General features: G+C 33.1%; 22 protein-coding genes. 10 read left to right on the top strand and 12 right to left on the bottom strand.

Annotated elements, in window-relative coordinates; translation table 11 throughout:
• Position 1 precedes the first annotated feature (1 nt).
• Together LPB248_RS16395 and LPB248_RS16400 are read right to left on the bottom strand one after the other, a co-directional pair.
• Complete coding sequence (locus LPB248_RS16395; RefSeq protein ID WP_177212371.1) at positions 2 to 937, bottom strand: DUF6268 family outer membrane beta-barrel protein; 936 nt, start codon at positions 935 to 937, stop codon at positions 2 to 4.
• A gap of 165 nt (positions 938 to 1,102) precedes the next feature.
• Positions 1,103 to 1,621: a hypothetical protein gene (locus LPB248_RS16400; RefSeq protein ID WP_177212372.1), complete on the bottom strand. Its 519-nt coding sequence runs from the start codon at positions 1,619 to 1,621 to the stop codon at positions 1,103 to 1,105.
• Between the two features lie 190 nt (positions 1,622 to 1,811).
• Between LPB248_RS16400 and LPB248_RS16405 the strand changes: the two genes are divergently transcribed.
• The 4 genes from LPB248_RS16405 (at position 1,812) to LPB248_RS16420 (ending at position 6,540) form a co-directional block, all read left to right on the top strand.
• The gene (locus LPB248_RS16405) at positions 1,812 to 3,197 is read left to right on the top strand and encodes an MATE family efflux transporter (RefSeq protein ID WP_177212373.1); all 1,386 of its coding nucleotides are present in this window, start codon (positions 1,812 to 1,814) and stop codon (positions 3,195 to 3,197) included.
• Positions 3,198 to 3,307: 110 nt separating this feature from the next.
• On the top strand, positions 3,308 to 3,535 hold the full coding sequence (locus LPB248_RS16410) for a hypothetical protein (RefSeq protein ID WP_177212374.1): 228 nt from the start codon (positions 3,308 to 3,310) through the stop codon (positions 3,533 to 3,535).
• Positions 3,536 to 3,571: 36 nt separating this feature from the next.
• On the top strand, positions 3,572 to 5,509 hold the full coding sequence (locus LPB248_RS16415; RefSeq protein ID WP_177212375.1) for an LTA synthase family protein: 1,938 nt from the start codon (positions 3,572 to 3,574) through the stop codon (positions 5,507 to 5,509).
• Positions 5,510 to 5,850: 341 nt separating this feature from the next.
• Positions 5,851 to 6,540, top strand: coding sequence for a DUF4304 domain-containing protein (locus tag LPB248_RS16420; RefSeq protein ID WP_177212376.1), 690 nt, complete (start codon positions 5,851 to 5,853; stop codon positions 6,538 to 6,540).
• A gap of 45 nt (positions 6,541 to 6,585) precedes the next feature.
• On the opposite strand, the gene meaB is transcribed toward LPB248_RS16420, so the two are convergent.
• The 5 genes from meaB to LPB248_RS16445 form a co-directional block, all read right to left on the bottom strand.
• The gene (meaB, locus tag LPB248_RS16425; RefSeq protein WP_177212377.1) at positions 6,586 to 7,683 is read right to left on the bottom strand and encodes a methylmalonyl Co-A mutase-associated GTPase MeaB; all 1,098 of its coding nucleotides are present in this window, start codon (positions 7,681 to 7,683) and stop codon (positions 6,586 to 6,588) included.
• Between the two features lie 237 nt (positions 7,684 to 7,920).
• Positions 7,921 to 8,562, bottom strand: coding sequence for an NAD(P)-dependent oxidoreductase (locus tag LPB248_RS16430; protein WP_177212378.1), 642 nt, complete (start codon positions 8,560 to 8,562; stop codon positions 7,921 to 7,923).
• A gap of 58 nt (positions 8,563 to 8,620) precedes the next feature.
• Positions 8,621 to 9,028 carry an RrF2 family transcriptional regulator gene (locus LPB248_RS16435; RefSeq protein WP_177212379.1) on the bottom strand — a complete coding sequence of 136 codons (408 nt, stop codon included), beginning with the start codon at positions 9,026 to 9,028 and terminating at the stop codon, positions 8,621 to 8,623.
• Between the two features lie 149 nt (positions 9,029 to 9,177).
• Positions 9,178 to 9,642 carry a hypothetical protein gene (locus LPB248_RS16440; protein WP_177212380.1) on the bottom strand — a complete coding sequence of 155 codons (465 nt, stop codon included), beginning with the start codon at positions 9,640 to 9,642 and terminating at the stop codon, positions 9,178 to 9,180.
• 59 nt (positions 9,643 to 9,701) lie between these two features.
• Positions 9,702 to 10,268, bottom strand: coding sequence for a Crp/Fnr family transcriptional regulator (locus tag LPB248_RS16445; protein ID WP_177212381.1), 567 nt, complete (start codon positions 10,266 to 10,268; stop codon positions 9,702 to 9,704).
• A gap of 106 nt (positions 10,269 to 10,374) precedes the next feature.
• Between LPB248_RS16445 and LPB248_RS16450 the strand changes: the two genes are divergently transcribed.
• The gene (locus LPB248_RS16450) at positions 10,375 to 11,286 is read left to right on the top strand and encodes an AEC family transporter (RefSeq protein WP_177212382.1); all 912 of its coding nucleotides are present in this window, start codon (positions 10,375 to 10,377) and stop codon (positions 11,284 to 11,286) included.
• A gap of 111 nt (positions 11,287 to 11,397) precedes the next feature.
• Positions 11,398 to 12,036 (top strand): peroxiredoxin, encoded by a 639-nt coding sequence (locus LPB248_RS16455; RefSeq protein ID WP_111363956.1) that lies wholly within the window; start codon positions 11,398 to 11,400, stop codon positions 12,034 to 12,036.
• A gap of 156 nt (positions 12,037 to 12,192) precedes the next feature.
• Here LPB248_RS16455 and LPB248_RS16460 read toward each other — a convergent pair whose 3' ends face one another.
• From LPB248_RS16460 to LPB248_RS16480, 5 genes are all read right to left on the bottom strand, one after another.
• Positions 12,193 to 14,430: a cation:proton antiporter gene (locus tag LPB248_RS16460; RefSeq protein WP_177212383.1), complete on the bottom strand. Its 2,238-nt coding sequence runs from the start codon at positions 14,428 to 14,430 to the stop codon at positions 12,193 to 12,195.
• Between the two features lie 215 nt (positions 14,431 to 14,645).
• Positions 14,646 to 15,257, bottom strand: a complete 612-nt coding sequence (locus tag LPB248_RS16465; protein ID WP_177212384.1) for a hypothetical protein — start codon at positions 15,255 to 15,257, stop codon at positions 14,646 to 14,648.
• Positions 15,258 to 15,261: 4 nt separating this feature from the next.
• Complete coding sequence (gene purB / locus LPB248_RS16470) at positions 15,262 to 16,608, bottom strand: adenylosuccinate lyase (RefSeq protein ID WP_177212385.1); 1,347 nt, start codon at positions 16,606 to 16,608, stop codon at positions 15,262 to 15,264.
• A gap of 69 nt (positions 16,609 to 16,677) precedes the next feature.
• Positions 16,678 to 17,370 (bottom strand): sterol desaturase family protein, encoded by a 693-nt coding sequence (locus LPB248_RS16475; protein ID WP_177212386.1) that lies wholly within the window; start codon positions 17,368 to 17,370, stop codon positions 16,678 to 16,680.
• Positions 17,367 to 18,068: an SIR2 family NAD-dependent protein deacylase gene (locus LPB248_RS16480; protein WP_177212387.1), complete on the bottom strand. Its 702-nt coding sequence runs from the start codon at positions 18,066 to 18,068 to the stop codon at positions 17,367 to 17,369. Before LPB248_RS16480 ends, LPB248_RS16475 begins: the two co-directional genes overlap by 4 nt.
• A 167-nt stretch (positions 18,069 to 18,235) precedes the next feature.
• Between LPB248_RS16480 and cysC the strand changes: the two genes are divergently transcribed.
• The 4 genes from cysC to LPB248_RS16500 all read left to right on the top strand — a co-directional run bounded on the left by cysC (position 18,236) and on the right by LPB248_RS16500 (position 21,153).
• Positions 18,236 to 18,763: an adenylyl-sulfate kinase gene (gene cysC, locus LPB248_RS16485; RefSeq protein WP_177212388.1), complete on the top strand. Its 528-nt coding sequence runs from the start codon at positions 18,236 to 18,238 to the stop codon at positions 18,761 to 18,763.
• Positions 18,764 to 18,768: 5 nt separating this feature from the next.
• Positions 18,769 to 19,458 carry an aspartyl/asparaginyl beta-hydroxylase domain-containing protein gene (locus LPB248_RS16490; RefSeq protein WP_177212389.1) on the top strand — a complete coding sequence of 230 codons (690 nt, stop codon included), beginning with the start codon at positions 18,769 to 18,771 and terminating at the stop codon, positions 19,456 to 19,458.
• Between the two features lie 2 nt (positions 19,459 to 19,460).
• Positions 19,461 to 20,429, top strand: coding sequence for a sulfotransferase family protein (locus LPB248_RS16495; RefSeq protein ID WP_177212390.1), 969 nt, complete (start codon positions 19,461 to 19,463; stop codon positions 20,427 to 20,429).
• Between the two features lie 61 nt (positions 20,430 to 20,490).
• A complete protein-coding gene (locus LPB248_RS16500) occupies positions 20,491 to 21,153 on the top strand; it encodes a TrmH family RNA methyltransferase (protein WP_177212391.1) in 663 nt (220 codons plus the stop codon).
• Positions 21,154 to 21,260 lie beyond the last annotated feature (107 nt).

Here is a 21,260-nt window from a genome sequence, read left to right on the forward strand (position 1 = left end):
TCTAGAATTTCCATTTTAGAGCTAATGCTCCGTAAAAAGTTGTTGTGAATCTTGGATCGGCTATATCTTTCTCTTTAAAAATATCCTTAATCTTTCTATTCGTAGTAGAGAAATTACGAACTAGCGTCGTTCCTGCGGTTGGTTCCAGAGTCCAATGTTCGCCAAACTTAAGCTGTGGTCGTAAACCGGCAATAATTTGCTGATAACCCAATAGCGAAGATTTATTTCCAATCTTGGTTTCGGCCGTCATACCGCTTAATTCTCCGACGAGTTTTAAATCAAAATTATCATTCATGCGGTAACCTAATTCCACACCTTCAGGAAAAGCAACTTTAAAATGCAGAGCTCCTCTGGATTCCCAGTTAAAATATATTCCTGGAAGTACCATTGGCACACCAAAACTATTGGTTAAAACTGGTCCTACGCCCAAAGCCAGATTCGGGTTAAATTGTTTAATAAAAAGTACTCCACCTTGCATTAGGACATCATCTTTATTAATCTCTACCATGTCTGTATAAATACCCACCGAAGCCATGATAAATAACGACCAAGAAGAAGAAATAGATCGAATGTGCTTAATACCAATTTGAGTGTTTAGTAATTCATTCGGAAATCCGCCTTGAAATTCTGCTGGAAGATCTTGAATATTGTAGTTTCTGTTTTCCATTTTGGCATAACTTCCATTTACAATAACAGACCAAAGTCTAGGATGATCGTATTTGTCCATTTTTAAAGAAAGCGGTATTTCAAAAGCAATCTGGGCTCTTTTAAAATTGCTTTCGGCATCTGTTTTTGTACTGTCTATTGGTCGTACATATTTAGAAAAAGGAACGTAATCGACTTTAAATTCACCTGAAATTCCTGATTGAGATCGTGCAGCAAGAGTAGCCAATAAAAAAAGAAAAAGCTGCGAGAGATAAAAAACTGTTTTGTTCATGATTTGATTAATTTTTCTGCGAATTACCGCGATCTAAATCAATCCTAAAAAATCATTTGACTAATGGCACTTCTGTTTTGACCAATGGTAAAAAATAAAAAACCCGACAGACGTGGAGACTGTCGGGTTTTTACCAAAAACAAAATAATAAATTAAACCTATTTTTTATAGTTTAAAACCATAAGCAACACGCAATGCTACCTGATTGGTTCTAAAATCATGATAATCTTCATAACGAACACTTAAGTCGATAAATTTGTTAGCATATCCAATTCCTGGAGCCCATAAAAAAGTTGTTTTATCGTAACCGTTTGTTACAGCAAAACCGGCACCAACTTCACCTAATACATAAAATTGATCTTTTAAAACAAAAGCTTTAAAACCTGCTTTGGCTGGAATAAATCCAAGATCTTTTACGTTATTTCCAAGATCGTCTTTTCCCATAAATAGATTCGTAAAACCTGTTGTTAGGGTCAAAGATGTTTTTTTGGAAAGATCATACTGTAAACGAACATCTCCCCCAAGAGACCAGTCGTAATCATTATCAGTTGGCAATCCTCCATTTAAACCAAAACCTAATCTAAAACCTTGGTCGTAATTTGTTGCTTCTGTCTCTTGAGCAAATGTGTTGTTGGCAAATAAAAATGTGAAAGCAGCTAGGCATAACATCTGTAATTTTTTCATGGCTTATATTTTTGAAATTTCTATAATGTAAAATTATATGGGAGGCGTTTGGAGTTTGTTATACAATTTTCAGGTTTCGTTACATAATATTGAGGTGAGCTTATTTTTGTCTTAAAATTGGCATATATTTTTATTAATTGGATAGAATTCCAAGCTTCTGATTATCTTTGCCGACTAAAAAAGAATACAAGTGAATTTAAAGCAGTACACCAAAGAGTTTTCGTATAATTTAAGACTGGCTTATCCTGTTATTTTAGGAATGGTCGGACATACTTTAATTGGTATTGTCGATAACATAATGGTGGGAAAAATAGGAAGTACAGAACTAGCAGCAGTTTCGCTAGGTAACAGTATGATTTTTATTGCAATGTCTTTAGGAATTGGATTTTCTACAGCAATAACTCCAATCGTTGCAGAAGGTGATGCAGAGAAAAATGATACTAAAATTCGCTCTGCTTTTCATCATGGTTTATTTCTGTGCACTATTTTAGGATTAATTCTTTTTACGGTAATTATGTTTGCCAAACCAATCATGGAATTGCTAAAACAGCCTGCAGATGTTATTGTGCTTGCAAAGCCGTATCTAGGATGGGTGGCTTTCTCATTGATTCCTTTGGTAATGTACCAAGGTTATAAGCAATTTGCAGACGGAATGTCACTAACCAAATATTCTATGTATGCTATGGTTATGGCAAATGTGCTTCATGTTGGAATTAATTATGTTTTGATTTATGGAATCTGGATTTTTCCAAAAATGGGAATTATCGGTGCAGCACTTGGTACCGTGATTTCGAGAATATTTTTGGTAATGTTCATGCATATTATGCTTTCAAGAAGAGACGATCTAAAACGCTTTTTTAAAGGTTTCAGTTTTAATGAAATAAAAAAGGCAACAATAGAAAAGATTATAAGCATCGGATTTCCTTCTGCCATGCAAATGCTTTTTGAAGTAGTTTTGTTTACAGCGTCTATTTGGCTTTGCGGTAATATCGGAAAAACAAGTCAGGCAGCAAATCAGATTGCGTTGAGCCTTGCTTCTATGACTTTTATGTTTGCCATGGGATTAAGTGTAACTTCGATGGTTCGTGTCAGCAATCAAAGAGGTTTAATGGATTATAAAAAGCTAATTGTTGTAGCACGTTCTATTTTCCTGCTTGCTATAATCTTAGAAACTATTTTTGCAATTTTCTTTATTATTTTCCACGATTATCTGCCTTATATTTTCTTGAATATGGAAAATACAGGACAGGTTTTAGATAACGAAGAAGTGATCGGAATTGCCTCAAAATTACTTTTAATTGCAGCGATTTTCCAGATTTCTGACGGAATTCAGGTTGTGGTTTTAGGCGCTTTACGCGGATTACAAGATGTAAAAGTACCAATGTATATTACTTTTGTAGCTTATTGGGTTATTGGTTTTCCTATTTCGTACTACTTAGGAGAACATACCGAATTGAAAGCGCAAGGGGTTTGGATCGGACTTTTGGCAGGTTTAACCGCAGCGGCGATTTGTTTGTATATTCGTTTTCATTACCTAACAAAGAGATTGATTATCGATTCAGATCTAAATAACTAAATTTGAATAAAAAATAAGTCGAAGATTGTAAAGTTTAAAGTCAAGAGAAATTCTTTTTAATCTGTATAATCTAGAACTAAAAAAATAAACATTAAAAAAAATAAATAGATATGGAATTACCTAAATTTTTACTTGGAGATAATACCGATTTTCCAGACGATATTTTTATCATTCACCTAGATTACCCAAGATTCATTATCAATTTGAAAGATGATGAGGTTGAGTTTTTGGAAGAACCGGAAGATCTTGATGAAGCTGAATTAAACGTCGAAATGGAGAGTTTAATCGAAAAGGCTAATGAGTTTTATGACAGAGAAATTAACCGTTACGAAGAGTAATCTATTTTCTAATCTTACGTTCTTATACTATTTTTAATGAAAAATTTACGTTTTTTAAAACCTATTTTCAGTTTTATATTAATCGGATTATTGATTACCACTTTAAGCCGAATCTTTTTGTTTTTTCTTTTTAAAGAAAGAGTAGTGCAGACACCAGATTTCTGGTATATTTTTCCAATCGGATTACGAATGGATCTAATATTACTGTGTTATTTGTCATTTTTGCCAGCAGTTCTAATTACTTTTCTGCCAAATAAATGGATAAAATTCACCAACAAATTTCTGGTAATTTATAGTTTTCTATTTCTGTTTTTAATTCTTTTTGTAGAATTAGCTTCTCCAGATTTTGTAAAGCAATATGATACGCGCCCAAATAAGATTTTCTTAGATTATCTTATTTATCCAAAAGAAGTGGTTGGAATGCTTTTAAAAAGTTACCTGACTTCAATCATTGTGACTTTTCTAATTCTTGGCGTTGTACTGTATTTGGCTTTCAAAAAAGGGAAACAATTATTTTATACCACAAGTACAGAATATAAATTCAAATTAATGGTGTTTCCATTAGTTGCTTTTTTATTGTTTTTCGGAGCACGTTCAAGTCTTACTTCAAAACGTCCTATTAATGCTAGTAATGCTGTTTTCTCAACAGATCAGCTTACAAATACTTTGGGATTAAATTCATTTTACACCGTTGCTTTTGCCGCGTATTCAATCAAAAATGAGGGAAATACTAAAATGTATGGTAAAATGGATGAAGCCGAAGCCATTGCTCGTGTAAAAAAATACATGATAGCAGGACCAAACGATTTTAGCGATAAAGACATTCCGTTTTTGCATGTACAGCAGCCAGATTCTGTTATGAAAAAACCATACAATTTGGTGATTTTTCTACAGGAAAGTTTAGGCGCAGAATACGTTGGAATTTTGGGAGGAAAACCATTAACTCCAGAATTTGATAAATTGTCTAAAGAAGGATTATTGTTCACCAATTTGTATTGCACAGGAACCAGAAGTGTTCGCGGAATTGAAGCGGTAGTAACTGGATTTTTGCCTTCGCCATCAGAAAGTGTAGTGAAGCTTGGAAATTCACAACAAGGATTTTTTACATTGGCAGACGCATTAAAACAAAAAGGTTACGATACCAGTTTCATCTATGGCGGAATGGCTAATTTTGATAATATGGCTTCGTTTTTCAACGGAAATGGTTTCACAGACATCGTAGACCAAACTGATTTTGAATCGGATGGAAATAAATATGCTTTCAAAGGAACTTGGGGTTATTCTGATGAAGATTTGGTTACGAAAGCAAATCAGTATTTCAAATCAAAAGGAGACAAACCATTTTTCTCTTTAATGTTCTCGACTTCAAATCACGAACCATTTGAATATCCAGCTGGAAGAATTAAACCGTACGATAAAAAGCCTAATACGGTAAATAATGCCATGAAATATGCCGATTTCTCAATTGGGAAATTCTTTGAAATGGCAAAGAAAGAACCGTACTTTAAAAACACGATTTTCATTGTAATTGCTGACCATAATACCAGAACATACGGAAAAAATTTAGTGCCAATAAATAAATTTCATATCCCAGCATTTATTATGGGGCCAGGAGTTCCAAAAGGAGCGGTTTATGATAGATTGGCAAGCCAGATTGATATTCCACCAACATTGTTAAGTTACTTAGGACTTCCGTTTGAAACACCAATGGTAGGAAGAAACCTAAGCAAACTCGATCCAAAAGTGCAAGGAAGATCTATTATGCAGTTTAATGATATCAACGCATTTAGAGTTGAAAATCAGGTTGTAATTATGCAACCAAATTTGAAACCATTGCAGTTTGAAATCAAAAATGATACAACTTTAGTTCCAGTTAAATTAAATGAAGAATTAGCAAAAGATGCTTTGGCACATGTAATTACAGCAGGGAATTTGTATAAAGAAAATAAATATAAGCTTAGAGCTAAGAAATAGGTTCAAAGGCTCAGAGTTACAAAGGTTCAAAGGTTTTTACTTTGAACCTTTTCTTTTTTTAATGAAATTGAAATGCTTTGAGGGTTCTCGACTCAGCTTGAACTGACAAGATTATGTATAGAGATTGTTGAAGAATAAAAAGGAGCAAAGCGACTTTTTTTTACTCTGTAGCTTTGTCACTTTGTACCTTTATTAAAATACAATTTTAACAACTCAGAAGCAGCTGCAAACGATGAAATTTCATTGTTTTGTGCTGCTTTTTGTTTATTCTAAAAAAGAGAGTAATTTTGTGATGTATATTTTTACAAAAAAAAGTATGGATTGAAAAATGAAATAAGAAAATGAAAACGAAAGAAATATTTGAAATTGGCTGTCAAAAAATTACTGAACTATTGTCTCCACAAGGTTTTAAATCTACAAAGAAAGGACAGGTTTTAAGAAAAAAATCTAAAAATGGAGAATTTGTATTTGAAATTTATTTCCAATCTAGTATGAAAAACTGGTCAGGCAGTGTTGTTATTTGGCCGCTTGTTTCAGTATCATCATTATCACTTAAAAAATGGCAGAATGAAAAATACAATTCAGAAGAAAAAAGTGGATTAATTTTTTCAACTAAATTAGAAAATATAACACCATTAAAAAACAAAAATACTGATTGGAATATTGCCCTTGCAAATCAAGGCAATATTATACCAAAGTTATGTGATTTGATAGAAAAATATGCTGTTCCTGTTTTTGAAAAATTTGAAAACTTGAGTAATTTATTAAACGATATTGCTGAGAATTCTTTCGTATTAAATGAACACTTTGATACTAAGCATCAAAATTTACCAATAGATTTTTTGATTTATTATGGGAGTATTGATTTTGCCCAAAAAATATTTGATACTTATTTGAATCAGCAAAAATTGCACAATAAAGCAAAACGAGTTTTTGAAGAAATGGAAAAAACAGGTGAATGCACGATTAAATTTGTTACTGATATAACTATAAAGAAAGCATATCTCAATAATTTAAAAATTAATGATTAAATTATTGCAGACTAAATAAGAAAACTCAGAAACCTAGAATTTTAGTTACTTAGAGTCTTTGCTAAAATAAAATTTCAATAAATTTGAAGCAGCTGCAAAAGATGAAATTTCATTGTTTTGCACTGCTTTTTTGCTTTCTTCTAAAAGCGAAATGATTTCTGGCTGATTATAGAAATTCTGTTTCAGCTGTTCATTGATGGTCTCCATCATCCAGAAATGATTTTGTTCGTTTCTTTTTTCTTGAAAAAATCCTGTTTCTTTCGTCATTTCAAAATAATCAGAAATCGTATTCCAAACTTCAGGAATTCCGTCTTTTGTGAGTGAACTGCAAGTAGTGACTTTGGGTTGCCAATTTGATTTTTTTGGAGGAAATAAATGCAAAGCACGATTAAACTCCAATTTCGCCTGATTGGCTTTTTTTATATTATCTCCGTCCGCTTTATTAATAACAATTGCATCTGCCATTTCCATAATACCGCGTTTGATGCCTTGAAGTTCGTCGCCTGCGCCAGAAATTTTCAATAGTAAAAAGAAATCGACCATACTGTGAACGGCAGTTTCGCTTTGGCCAACACCAACTGTTTCGATAATAATAGTATCAAAACCTGCGGCTTCACAAAGAATAATAGTTTCTCGGGTTTTTCGCGCCACACCGCCCAGAGTTTCACCTGAAGCACTTGGACGAATAAAAGCGTTTTCGTCTTTAACCAATTCTTCCATTCGGGTTTTATCACCGAGAATACTTCCGTGTGAGAGCGAACTGCTTGGATCGACTGCTAGAACCGCTACTTTTTTTCCTAATTGTGTCAAATGTTTTCCAAAAGCTTCAATAAAAGTGCTTTTTCCAACTCCAGGAACACCTGTAATTCCAATTCGAACTGATTTATTAGCATGAGCTAAACAGCCTTGAATGACTTCGCCAGCTTTTTCAAAATGATCTGGATTAGTACTTTCAATTAAAGTAATAGCACGGCTAAGAGAAGTTCTGTTTCCTTCTAAAATGCCATTAATTAACTCTTGAGAAGTCGGCTGTTGTCTGCGTTTGCTTTTAATTTGATTGATAGCCGAAATATTGGTGATTTCGGGAGGTGAAATTCCAGCTTTTTCAGAGATGCTACCAGTTTGTTTATTAGAATTTGACAAAACGCACTTTTTAGAAATGTAAAAGTACAGAAAACAAAAACAGTTTCAAAAAGTTAGTTTGCCACGAATTACACGAATTTCCACTAATTTGTTATTGTCAAAAGGAGTAAAAATAAGTTGCCACGAATTCACGAATTTTCTTTTTAAAATCTTTATCTAAATGTTATTCGAATTAATTCGAAAAAGTAATCTCAAAGATTTTAAAAAGAAAATTCGTGAATTCGTGGCAGAAAAAAACTAGTAGCCAGCAGTAAATCTAACCTGATGATGTTTTGGAGTTTCTACTTCGTCAGCAATAACAACCGCTAAATCTTCTACAGAAAGAATGCTTCTTTGTTCGTCATTGAAAACCGGATTTTCTAATCCTAAACGATATTTTCCAGTTCTTCCTGTTTTAGTTCCAGCATGCATTTCGAAAGCAGGACTAAAGAATGCCCAATCTAAATCTTTTTCTTCTTTAATAATGTTTAAATAATGTCTCGCTGCATTGGCACCAGGGAAAATCTCTTTTGGAAAATCTGGAGTATCAACCGCTTGTAAATCTGGAGCAACATACAAACTTCCTGCCCCACCAATCGTAATAAAGCGTTTAACGCCTGATTTTTTAACCGCTTCCTGAATTGCTTTAGAACCGGCTAAAAAGTCATCATAAATATTTGGGTTTGTCCATCCAGGGTTATAAGCATTAACCACAGCATCGTGACCTTTTAAGATTTCTGCCAAAGCATCTACGTTAAAAATATCTGCAGCAACCCAAGTAGCGTTTGGAGTGTCTTTTGGAGTTCTTGCAATAGCAGTGATTTCGTGTTTTCTATCTGCTAATTCGTTTAAAATTGCTGAGCCAACAAAACCTGTAGCTCCGATAAGTGCGATTTTCATAATATATAAATTTATTTAGTAATAAAAAATGTTACAGTTTTGGGTAAAAAAATAGTTTTTAAAATTGATTCGAAAAATCCTCCAGAGAAATGTTTTCAAGTTGAGCGCTTACTTTGTCATTCATTTCTTTATACAAAGCTTCTAGATTCTGATTGATGTTTTTTCCAACAGGACAATCAGGGTTAGGTTGATTCTTTGCAAAACCTAAACCAATGGTTTCAAAAGTCATTTCGAATATTTGTTTTAAAGTCAGTTCAGCAGCGTTAACCGCCAATTTTGTACCGCCATTTTTTCCTTCTTTACTTTCTACAATATGATGCGCTTTTAGGTTGGCAATTTCTTTTCGAACCAAAACAGGATTTAGATTAATACTTCCCGCAATAAACTCCGATGACAAATAATCATTTGGGAATTTATGGAGCAAAGTAAGAATGTGAATCGTTATGGCAAATTTACCTGAAATCATACTGTAATAAAATATGTTACAAATTTACATGTTTTGCAACATAAAAATCAATTTTAACTTAAAATTAATTAAAGTAATTCAAAACATAAAATAAAAGAAAGAGAAATTGCATATCATTGATAATTACTGATGTGCAATTTCTTTGTTGACTATTTTGATTTTTGATTGATTTTTAGAGAAGAAAAATATACCCATGCTATAAACAGAAGTTGCATGGGTACCCTAATCCATAAGTACGATAAGCCTTTTCCAGTATAATCGGCAGTTTGTAAATTGATATTATGACTTGCGGCATAAATATTAGCTGGAAGCAGTAAGATAAAAAATAAAATCAACAGCTTTCCTGTAAGGATTTTAGTTTTCGGCAATAGGAGTCCAATTGCAGCAATTAATTCTATGATTCCTGTAATAAAGACAATGGCATTTGCCCAAGGCAAAAAGGAGATCATCATTGCCATTCCTTTAGTAAAAACAAAATGGCCTATAGCAGTAAATGTCAGCATAGCGGCCATGGCTACTCTGCTAGCAAATGCTAGCTCAAGTCGTTTAGTTGTAAGCCAAATAATAAGTAGTGTTGCAATAAAAACTCCAAAAAGTATGATTAAGGTTTCCATATGTTTTTTTTTATTGCACAAAGTTGCATAGTAAAGAAACCTAAAACAATGAACCTGGGTTAATAAATGCGTTTTCTGATTCGGCTTAAAGCTTGTGGAGTAATGCCAATGTAAGAGGCAAGGTATTTTTGAGGAATTTTTTGTATTAAGTGAGGCTGTTCTGTGAATAAATTAAGATATCGTTGCTCCGCAGAATCGTTTAGCAACGACAGCTCTCTCTTTGATTTTTTAATAAATAAATCTTCGCTTGCTAATCGGCCAATAGTATTGCCAATTTTAGTTTCGGCATAAATGTCCTGAAGATCATTATAAGAAATACGCCAAAGTATTGTGTCTGAAAGAGCCTCTATAATATAGTTTACAGGTAATCTCGTAATAAATGAATCATATCCGCTTGTAAACTCACCATCAAATACAAAAGTAAACGTTAAGTCTTTATTCTCAGAAGGAATATAATATCTAAGAATTCCCTTTTCTATAAAGGAAAGATAGTTTTCTATAACACCAGTTTGAAGTATTGTTGTTTTCTTTGAAAATTCCTGTCGAATAAGTTTTGATGAAAAGATGTTCCAGTCTTCATCTGAAAGTTTGGTCATGAGTTCGAAATTATCTCTTATCTGCTGCATAGATTTTTAGAATTACATATTAAAAGTAACAAAAAACTCAAAGAGAGAAGATAATTTGTTCAGTCCATCAATTTATAATTTCCTACTTTTGTTTTGAAGTCATGATATGAACAACTTTATACTAATATTTTTCTTTCTTTCGCTGGGCTTAGTTTTGCAGCATGTAAAACAGTTTCCCACTCATATTTATAAGACGCTCAATAAAATTGTTATTTATTTCTGTCTTCCAGCGATTACTTTATATCATATTCCGAAAATAAAATGGAGCAGCGAATTGCTATTTCCAATAGGAGCAGGGTGGATTACTTATATCCTGGCTTTTATTTTTTTTCATTTTTTGGGAAGAAGAAATGGTTGGTCGAATAAATTGATTGGCTGTCTGATTTTGACAGCTGGTTTGAGCAACAGTTCTTTTCTAGGTTATCCGATTATTGAAGCTTTATTTGGAAAGAAAGGTTTAGAAACTGCAGTTTTGGTAGATCAGCCAGGAACTTTTGTAGTGGTTTCAACTCTTGGTGTTTTTACAGCTGCTTTTTATTCTAAAGGAAGCCCGAATGCTTTGGGGATTTTCAAAAAAATCATTTTGTTTCCGCCATTTCTAATGTTTGTTTTGGCCTGTTTTATGAATGTTTTTGATTATAATTTAAATGAAAATGTTCAATCTATATTACTGAAAATTGGAAGTTTGGTAACACCTTTGGCATTGCTTTCTGTTGGATTGCAATTGACTTTCGATCGAAGAAGCCAACATTGGAAATTTTTACGACTTGGACTTTTCTTTAAATTGCTTTTAATTCCTTTTATCATTTTTGTACTGTACGTATTTATTTTTAATCAGCATTCTGAAGTTATAAAAATTACTATAATGGAAACTGCTATGGCACCAATGATAACAGGTGCAATTCTTGCTTCAACTTACGGATTAAAGCCAAAATTAAGCAGTATGATGATCGGTTTCGGAATTCCGATTTCCTTTGTAACGCTTGCTTTCTGGTATTTTGTTTTAAGTTTTATTTAGATCAAAATAGTAATTATATCGACAAAGTAGAATTTTAACTTTTTTTAAGAAAATCAATGTTTTCTATATCCTTTTTTTGGTTAATTTTAGATGAACTAAAAAAATGAAATTATGTCAACATTAAGATTAGGCGATATAGCTCCTGACTTTCACGCAGAAACCACACAGGGACCAATTAATTTTCACGAATGGCTAGGAGATTCGTGGGGTGTTTTATTTTCACATCCAGCAGATTTTACGCCGGTTTGTACTACTGAATTAGGAACTGTGGCGAACTATGTGCCAGAATTCAAAAAAAGAAATACTAAGGTTATTGCTTTGAGTGTAGACGGTTTAGACTCGCACAAAGAATGGATTAAAGATATCAACGAAACTCAGAATACAGAAGTAAATTTCCCAATCATTGCAGATGAGGATAAAAAAGTAGCTAATTTATACGATATGCTGCACCCAAATGCAAGTGATAAATTTACAGTTCGTTCTGTTTTTGTTATCGGACCAGATAAAAAAATCAAATTAACGCTGACTTATCCTGCTTCTACAGGAAGAAATTTTGATGAGTTGCTTCGTGTAATCGACAGTTTACAATTAACTGCAAATTATAGTGTTGCTACTCCAGCAAACTGGAAAGATGGAGAAGACGTAGTAATTGCACCAGCAATTCCAGACAGCGATATTCCAGCAAAATTCCCAAAAGGACATACACCAATTAAACCTTATTTGCGTTTGACACCGCAGCCGAATAAATAATTTTAGGCTCAAAGGTTCAAAGGTACAGAGGTTATAAAAAAAGCGCTAAGATTTTCAAAAATGAAAATCTTAGCGCTTTTTTTACTAAAGAAATGGTAAGTTCTCAGAAGAACCTTTGCATCTTTGAACCTCTGTGCCTTTGAACCTAAAAAAAACTTATTTAGCTGCCAACAAAGCATTCATTTTTTTCTTATCTCCTACAACCCAGAGAATGTCATTTTTTTCTAAGATTAAACTAGATTCTGGATTTAGAATTCGATTTCCGTTTCGTTCAATTCCTACGACCATTCCGTCTGTTTTGGTTCTAAATTGGCCAATACTTTTTTGAATGAATTCGTCCTGAGAAACTTCAAGCTGACGTAAAACAATATCGGTTTCTTCTACTTTAGTAGGTGGTTCTGTTTCGTTTTGAGTTAAGAATTTAGTGAATTCTGCAATTTGAGCATCAGTTCCAATTACACAAATCTCATCGCCTGGAAATAAACGTTCTGTTTTGGTAGGAATCGGAATGGTTACTTCTCCTCGTTTAATGTAAGCGATATTAATTCCTAATTGTTCCCGAATCTTTAACTCCTGCAAAGTCTGACCCACTAAATTGGATTCTTTTTTAATTTCGAAGAAAGACATGTGTCCGTCCCACGGCATTAAATTAGCATATCGTCTGTCGATCTTTTTGTTTTCGCGATCGTTAAGGTTTTTCAAAAAGTGATTTTCAATTTTGTGATATTGTTCATTTAGTTTTTTAGGGAAAATTTGATATGCACCAATTGCAATAATTAAGGCTACAAATGCAACCAAAGGAGAGAAGAAAATATTCAATAAGAATCCGACAAAGAATAAACCGAGACTCATTCTAATCAGAATCAGCATTAAAAGCGCTCCACGGTATTTTCGTTCTTCCCATAATTTCTCAACTTCATCTACTTTTACACGACGAAGCGAAAGCGCCCATAAAAACGGTGCAATTACAACCAAAGTTAACAAAGCTGCCAAGGTATTTCCGAATCGTGTATCGGCAACCAAGGGCGCTACAAATTTAGACGACAATAATATAATCGCAGTAATGATGATTGTATGAAGGATAATTTGTGTAATCGAAGAGCGGAGTACAATCTGCCAAGTGCTTACAGATTTAATTGCTTGCGCATTTACACTATATCGATTAATATTTTTAACCCATCTTTTTGGCATTTTAGATTCTAAAAAGAAAGCAAATCTTTCTGAGTATTTAATTAAGAATGGAGTAGTAAATGTTGTAATGGCAGAAACGGCTACAATAATAGGGTATAGAAAATCGCTTGTAACTTTTAGAGACATTCCGAGAGTGGCAATGATAAACGAGAACTCACCAATTTGAGCTAAACTCATTCCGGTTTGAACAGATTGTTTTAGCGGCTGGCCAGAAATTAAAGCTCCAATAGAAGAACTGAATGCTTTTCCAAATATGGTTAATAAAGTAATTATAGCCACCGGAAGCGCATAATTTACCAAAGTAACGGGATTGATTAACATTCCCACTGATACAAAGAAAACGGCGCCAAAAAAATCTTTTACTGGCTGAATTAAGTGTTCGATTTTTTCTGCCATTGTAGTTTCAGCAATAATAGATCCCATGATGAAAGCACCTAGGGCAGGAGAGAAACCTACATTCGAGGCAAAAATAACCATCATTAAACATAATGCTAATGATATAATCAGCAGCATTTCGTCAGTTAAGAGATGTTTGGCTTTCTTAAAAATAGTGGGAATAATAAAAATTCCTCCCAAAAACCAGATAATTAAAAAGAAAACAAGTTTTAAAACAGATTGAAGTAATGCTGTTCCTGAAACTTGGTCGCTTACCGCAATAGTAGATAATAAAACCAACATTAAAATGGCAACAATATCTTCTACAATTAAAGCTCCGAAAACAATTCCAACGAATTTTTTTCCTTTAACTCCTAATTCATCAAAAGCTCTGATAATAATAGTTGTGGACGAAATAGAAAGTGTAGCTCCCAGGAAAATACTGTCCATTTTTCCCCAGCCCATCCATTGCCCGACACAATAACCAATTACGGTCATAAACAAAATCTGGGTTATGGCGGTGACAGACGAAGTCCCTCCAACCTTCATTAGTTTCTTAAAGCTGAATTCGAGTCCTAAACTGAAAAGCAAAAATATAACCCCAATTTCTGCCCAAACTTCAACACTTTTCATGTCGGTTATAGAAGGGAAGAAATCAAAATGGTTTCCGGCTAGAAATCCTGCAATCAGGTAGCCTAAAACCAAAGGCTGTTTCATTTTTCTAAATAATAGAACGGCAATTCCGGCAGTCATCAGGATTAATCCTAAATCACTAATTAAAGGTTGTAAATGGTGTGTAGTTTCTGCAGCGGCATTTAGTGCAATCATATAAAAAGGTGGTATTTTTTTAAAAGAGTTGATCCAGCTTTTTGTTTCAAAAGAAATTCGTTAGCTCCAATTTAATATAAAAGGAGCGTAATCTGGATTTGCCTCTGGATTTAATAAAAAAAGCTATCTCGATAAAGATAGCTTTTTCTGGTAAAATATTTGGTATTTTTCTTAAATTCCTTGCGTGATTGCTCGGTTTTTTTGGATTATGTCCCTTATTCTATTTTGACTGTGCCTATATTAACGTCCCTGTAATAAAGATTAAATGTAGAAACTTTTAATGTTAGCGGAATAATGAAAAATAACTCAGCTTTAAAATTTTTATAAGCAGTTTGTCCAAAATATACAATACTGGAATCAGGATTTTTTTTAGTTCCAAGCTCGACTGAAATTTCAGAATTAGTATAACCTGTTATATTAAATTTGTCAAATTGGTCTATTTCAGTGCTTTTGTATTGAGGCAGGTTGCTACTGTAATCTTTATTTTCAGACTTCGTTTTTCTGAAATAATTTCTTTCAGGGTTTCCTGCTATAGCTGCATAACCTAAATAGTCTCCGAGACGGTATCTAATTTTATTAACAGTATCTAGTAATGCAAAAGCACTTATTCGGGCATGATTTTCTTCTATTGACTTGACTTTACATTTGACCATAATGTACTTATACTGCGATTGGTCAAATTTTATGCCTCTCAACATTAGAGTAGAAAATTCGGAAGGTTCTTTTGCCTTAAGAATTTCTATTTCAATTCCGTTAACTACTTTTTTCTGTGCATAAATAGATATGCTAAAAACAAGTAATAAAAGGAGTAAAAAACGATATTTCATCGAATTAAATTCCTGTGTAATTACTAGGAGTTATAGCTAACAATTCTGCTCTAACTGAATCTGAAACTTCTAGAGTCGCAATAAAGTTATGAATCGCATTTTTGTCGATAGCTTCATTTGTTCTTGTTAAACCTTTTAAAGCTTCGTATGGATTTGGATATGCTTCGCGACGTAAAATAGTCTGAATTGCCTCAGCAACTACTGCCCAGTTTTTCTCTAAATCTTCAGCAAATTTACCTTCGTTTAAAAGTAATTTGTTTAAACCTTTCAAAGTTGCTTCAAAAGCAATAATAGTATGTCCAAAAGGAACACCAACATTACGTAAAACAGTACTGTCAGTTAAATCACGCTGTAATCTTGAGATTGGTAATTTCGCAGCTAAATGTTCAAAAATAGCATTTGCAATTCCTAAGTTTCCTTCAGAGTTTTCAAAATCAATTGGATTTACTTTATGTGGCATTGCAGATGAACCAATTTCTCCTGCTTTGATTTTTTGTTTGAAATAATCCATAGAAACATACGTCCAGATATCACGATCTAAATCGATGATAATGGTGTTGATTCTTTTTAAAGCGTCAAAGAAAGCTGCAAAATGATCGTAATGCTCAATTTGAGTGGTTGGGAAAGAATGTTTTAAACCAAGATCCGTTTCAACAAATTTATTTCCGAATTGTTTCCAGTCAATTTGCGGGTATGCAACGTGATGTGCATTGAAATTTCCTGTTGCTCCTCCAAATTTAGCAGCAAACGGAATATTGAATAACAAACGCATTTGCTCTTCTAAACGCTCTACGAAAACCAAAATTTCTTTCCCTAAACGAGTAGGAGAAGCTGGTTGTCCGTGTGTACGCGCCAACATCGGGATGTCTTTCCATTCAACGCTTAATTCTTTTAATTTTGCAATTACAGCAATTAAGGTTGGCATATAAACTTCCTCAAACGCTTCTTTTGTAGAAAGCGGAATAGCGGTGTTGTTAATATCTTGAGATGTTAATCCGAAGTGAATGAACTCTTTGTACTGAGATAAACCTAATTTCTCAAAAGCATCCTTAATAAAGTATTCAACCGCTTTTACGTCGTGGTTGGTTACTTTTTCTGTTTCTTTAATCCAAAGCGCATCTTCTGTTGAGAAGTTTTTGTAGATATTTCTCAAGCTTTCAAATAAGCTAGAATCAATACCTTGCAATTGAGGCAATGGAATTTGGCATAAAGCGATGAAGTATTCTACTTCAACCAAAACGCGGTATTTTATTAAAGCTTCTTCAGAGAAGAAAGGTGCTAAATTTTGAGTTTTATTTCTATATCTTCCATCAATTGGCGATATAGCATTCAATTCGTTTAGAGTAGTCATTGTGATGTTGTTTTTTCGAAAGGTGCAAATATAAGGTATTGTTAAAACTTCTGAAAGCTATATTGATGCTTAAATTATGGTTTTGAAAATTTTATCCCAGATTGTAAAGTAAAAACCATAATTATGAGTTTCATTTTTATGATGATCATTGTGGAATTTAGTGGTAGAAATCCATTTTGTGAAGTAATTGCTGTACCAGAAAGATGGAAATATATCTTTTTTTAAATGTCCAAATATCCCATAAGAAAGATTTAGAATCAAATAAATAATGATACTCAAATAATTAAACTTTAAAATCGTAATTAAAAACAGCCAGATAAATCCAAAACCTAAAGTTTCAATAGGATGCAGAACATATAAACTATAAACATTGGTTTCTACATGTGTATGATGCAGTTTATGAATCGGGTACATCCATTTTAAATGATGAACCAAAAAATGAAAAATGAACATAAAAAGATCCATTAAAAGAATCAACAAAAGTGTATCGAAAATGATAAGTTTTAAAGATCCAGAAAAATCTACTCTCAGAATTCCATATTGATACAATTTGAAACCAATTAAAGTTATAACGGTGTTGCAAAAAAGTGTAGAAAGTACCCATTTTCGATCTTTAGTCTGTAAAACGGTATTTTCAGGTTCCATTGTTATTCCAATTAAAACTGATAAACCAACCAAAACTGAGTTTTCTATCAAAAAGAAAACAAAGAGCCAGATTGTGTTAAATTGACTTAACTGTTGCAACCAGCTTTCAAAAATCATGTTGTTTTTTCTAAGGTCAGTAACTTTTCTCTTAAATCGGCAACTCCTTCAGAAGCAAATTTGGCAATTGTTTCGACTTTATTTCGAAGATTCGGAATCGAAATTGGTTTCGGATCAATATAAAAAACTGGTGTTGTGCTTGGCGTATAAGCAATTAATCCGGCGGCAGGATAAACCTGTAAAGAAGTGCCAATTACGGCAAAATAATCTGCGGTTTCGGTAATGTCAATAGCTTCTTCAAGTGCAGGAACTTCTTCGCCAAACCAAACAATATGCGGACGTAGTTGATGCCCGTTTGTATCTAAATCTCCAGTTTGCAAATCTTCAGTCCAATCTAAAATCAGGTTTTTATTTTGTGTGCTTCGTACTTTTAATAATTCGCCATGCAAATGTAAAACGTTAGAACTGCCTGCACGTTCATGAAGATTATCGACATTTTGAGTGATAATTTGCACGTCGAAATCTTTTTCCAATTCAGCCAAAATAAGATGACCAAGATTTGGGTTCACTTCTTTTAACTGCTGGCGTCTTTTGTTGTAAAAATCTAGAACCAATTCCTGATTTTTATACCAGCCTTCTGGAGTGGCAACTTCCATTACATCATGTCCTTCCCACAATCCATCACTGTCGCGAAATGTTTTTATGCCGCTTTCGGCGCTAATTCCTGCTCCTGTTAAAACAACAAGTTTCTTTTTCATTCTTACGTTTTATTAAAAGATAAAAATAGTGATTTCTTTATTGATATGTTTGATAAATAGTACTGATCGATTGTCCTTTTTTAGAGAAAATAATGGGTATTTATACTCTTTGTCCCTCTTTCTAAATTATTTAGTTTTAATGTCAGGTTAGATAAAAGTATTTCTAAATGATTTTAATACAATTTACAGGGCTTTCTGGTTCAGGAAAAACGACGTTGGCAGAAAATGTCAGGCATTTGTTGCTTCAAAATAATTATAAGGCTGAAGTGGTAGATGGCGATGTTTACCGTCAGACTATCTGTAAAGATTTAGGATTTTCTAGAGAAGATCGTTGCGAAAATGTAAGACGCCTCTTTAATGTTAGCAGAAATTTACTTGTAGAAAAGAAGATTGTTTTAATGTCAGTCATCAATCCGTATGAAAATCTTCGAAATGAGTTACGTTCTTTCGAATTTGTCAGGACTGTTTTCTTAGATTGTTCGATTAACAATTTGATCGAAAGAGATCCAAAAGGATTGTACAAAAGAGCCTTATTGCCAGACCATAATCAAAATAAAATTAGAAATTTTACAGGTATAAGTGATGTTTTTGAAATCCCAGAAAAAGCAGATTTGGTCTTAAAGACAGATTCTGAAACCGTTTCGGTTTCTGCCCATAAACTGTACAATTTTATAATCAGCAATTTAAATTTTTAAAACTTATGAATCCTTCTTCGTGCCAGCTACCCATTTCTTTCTCGATAGAAAAACTGCAAAATGATTTATTGACTTGCGAGGCTAATTTGTGGACACCGCATTTTAATACCAATCGCTATGAAGGAAAATGGACAAGTGTTTCTTTGCGGTCGCAATCAGGTTTAGAAAACGATATTTTTTCTTTTCCTGATAAGGAATATAAAAATACACCTTTGCTTGACAGTTGTCCGTATTTTAAAGAAATAATGGATTGGTTTAAGTGCGAAAAAGAAGCAGTAAGATTATTAAGGCTAGGTCCTCAAAGTGAGATTAAAGAGCATGTTGATAATGATACTTCATATGAAGATGGTTTTTTCCGAATCCATGTTCCTATTATTACCAATTCTGAAGTTTATTTTTATGTAGATAAGAAATTAGTTCCGATGAAAATGGGAGAGTGCTGGTATGCTAATTTTCAATTGCCGCACAGCGTACAAAATAAAAGTTCGGAACCAAGAATTCACTTAACGCTGGATTGCATAAGAAATGATTGGTCTGATGAATTGTTTTCTAAAATGGGCTTTGATTTGAATTTTATAGCCAAAAGACAATATTCAGATGAGGTAAAACAGCAGATTATTGCAGAACTTTTAAGAAATCCATCTGAAACTAATGCTAAGATTATTGCCAATCTTCAATCACAAATGAACTCATGAAAATGGAAAATATACAGCATATTATTTCAAATTGGATTCCGATTAAATTGATTGAAAAAGAAAGTGAAGTCTATTTTGAGTGGATTTATCTTTCGGACATTCCTTTTGCAGATCCTTTTTTTGACGAAACAATTGCGAAGTGCAGAAGCCATAGTTATAATTCAAAATATTTTAAAGTAGTTAGTACAGTAGAAAATTTGATCGATTGGTCTAAAGAACTCGATTTTGTAGAATTGAAAGGATTGATTTTTCATGTGTCAAGATGCGGATCTACTATGTTGAGTCAGTCGCTTTCTACTTCGGCTGAAAATATTATGGTTTCTGAAGCTCCTATTATCGATGAGATTTTAAGAAGTGATGCTTTTGATAAAGAAACCAAAACCGTTTTATTGAAATCGGTTATCAGATTCATTGGGCAGAGAAGATTTTCTGAACAAAAGAATCTTATTATAAAACTGGATGCTTGGAGTATTTTTAAGGCTTCTTATTTAAGATCGGTTTTTCCAGAAGTTCCTTTTGCGTTATTGTATCGAAATCCAGGAGAAGTTTTAAGGTCGCATCAAAAAATGGCAGGAATGCATATGGTTCCGAATTTAATTCCGTCGAGTGTTTTTGGAATTACTTCTAAAGAAATTCAAGAGACAAGTTTTCAGCAGTATCAAGCTTTGGTTTTGGAAAAGTATTTTCAAGGTTTTCTAGATTTTTATGAAATGGACAACAATGTGGCAATGCTGAATTATAATGACGGAATGAAAAATGTTATTGAACGATTTGTATATTTTAGTAATATCGATTTTTCTGAAAGTGAATTAAATGGGATGCTCGAACGTCTTAAAAAACATTCTAAAAACGAAAATGCTGTTTTTACGGGAGACTCTTATAAAGACGATATTTTGTCTGTGAATTTGGATGAGGTTAATCTGCTTCACGAAAAGCTTAACGCGAATTTCATTGAAGATTTAGTGCGTTGAAAATTCAGACGGAGATGTCTTTCTCTTTAATTTATGTATTTTTGCGCCAAACTTAAATAAAATGATTGATTTAGATTATCTCGCATTCTTAGAAAACATATTGACTGATAATAGAAAAGCTAATTTTTTAAAAGTACTAGAAAATAGAACAAAACATTTTACAGTTGCAGTAGAAGATGTTTATCAGATGCACAATACAAGTGCAGTAATGCGAAGCTGTGAAGTTTTCGGAATTCAGGAATTAAATGTAATTGAGCAGCGTTTTGGAAAAAGAATCGATAAAGAAATTGCCTTAGGTGCGCAAAAATGGGTTGACATTAATCGATTTGATTCGGTTTCTGGATGTCTTTCTGATCTTAAAAGCAAAGGATATCAAATTATTGCGACAACTCCACACGAAAAAGATTGTATGCTGGAAGATTTTGATATTACAAAACCAAGCGCATTATTCTTTGGAACAGAAAAAGAAGGCTTGTCAAAAGAAATTATGGACAATGCTGATGGTTTCTTAAAAATTCCAATGGTTGGTTTTACAGAAAGTTTAAATATTTCGGTTTCGGCGGCGATTATCATTCAAAGTTTGACAAACAGACTTAGAAGATCTGATATTAATTGGAAATTAACCGATGAAGAAATTTTAGTTAAACGTTTATTGTGGGCTAAAAATTCTATAAAAGATATAAAACGAATTGAAGAACGTTATTATCAGGATAACCCTAGATAAGTCGCAGTTTTCAGTCTCAGTTCGGAGTATAAACTAGAAATTTAGATAAAAAATAAAAAGAAAAGACCGATAGTTTTAACTATCGGTCTTTTTTATGGATTTAAAGT

The sequence above is a fragment of the Flavobacterium sp. LPB0248 genome, from assembly GCF_013388355.1.
Lineage (GTDB): Bacteria > Bacteroidota > Bacteroidia > Flavobacteriales > Flavobacteriaceae > Flavobacterium.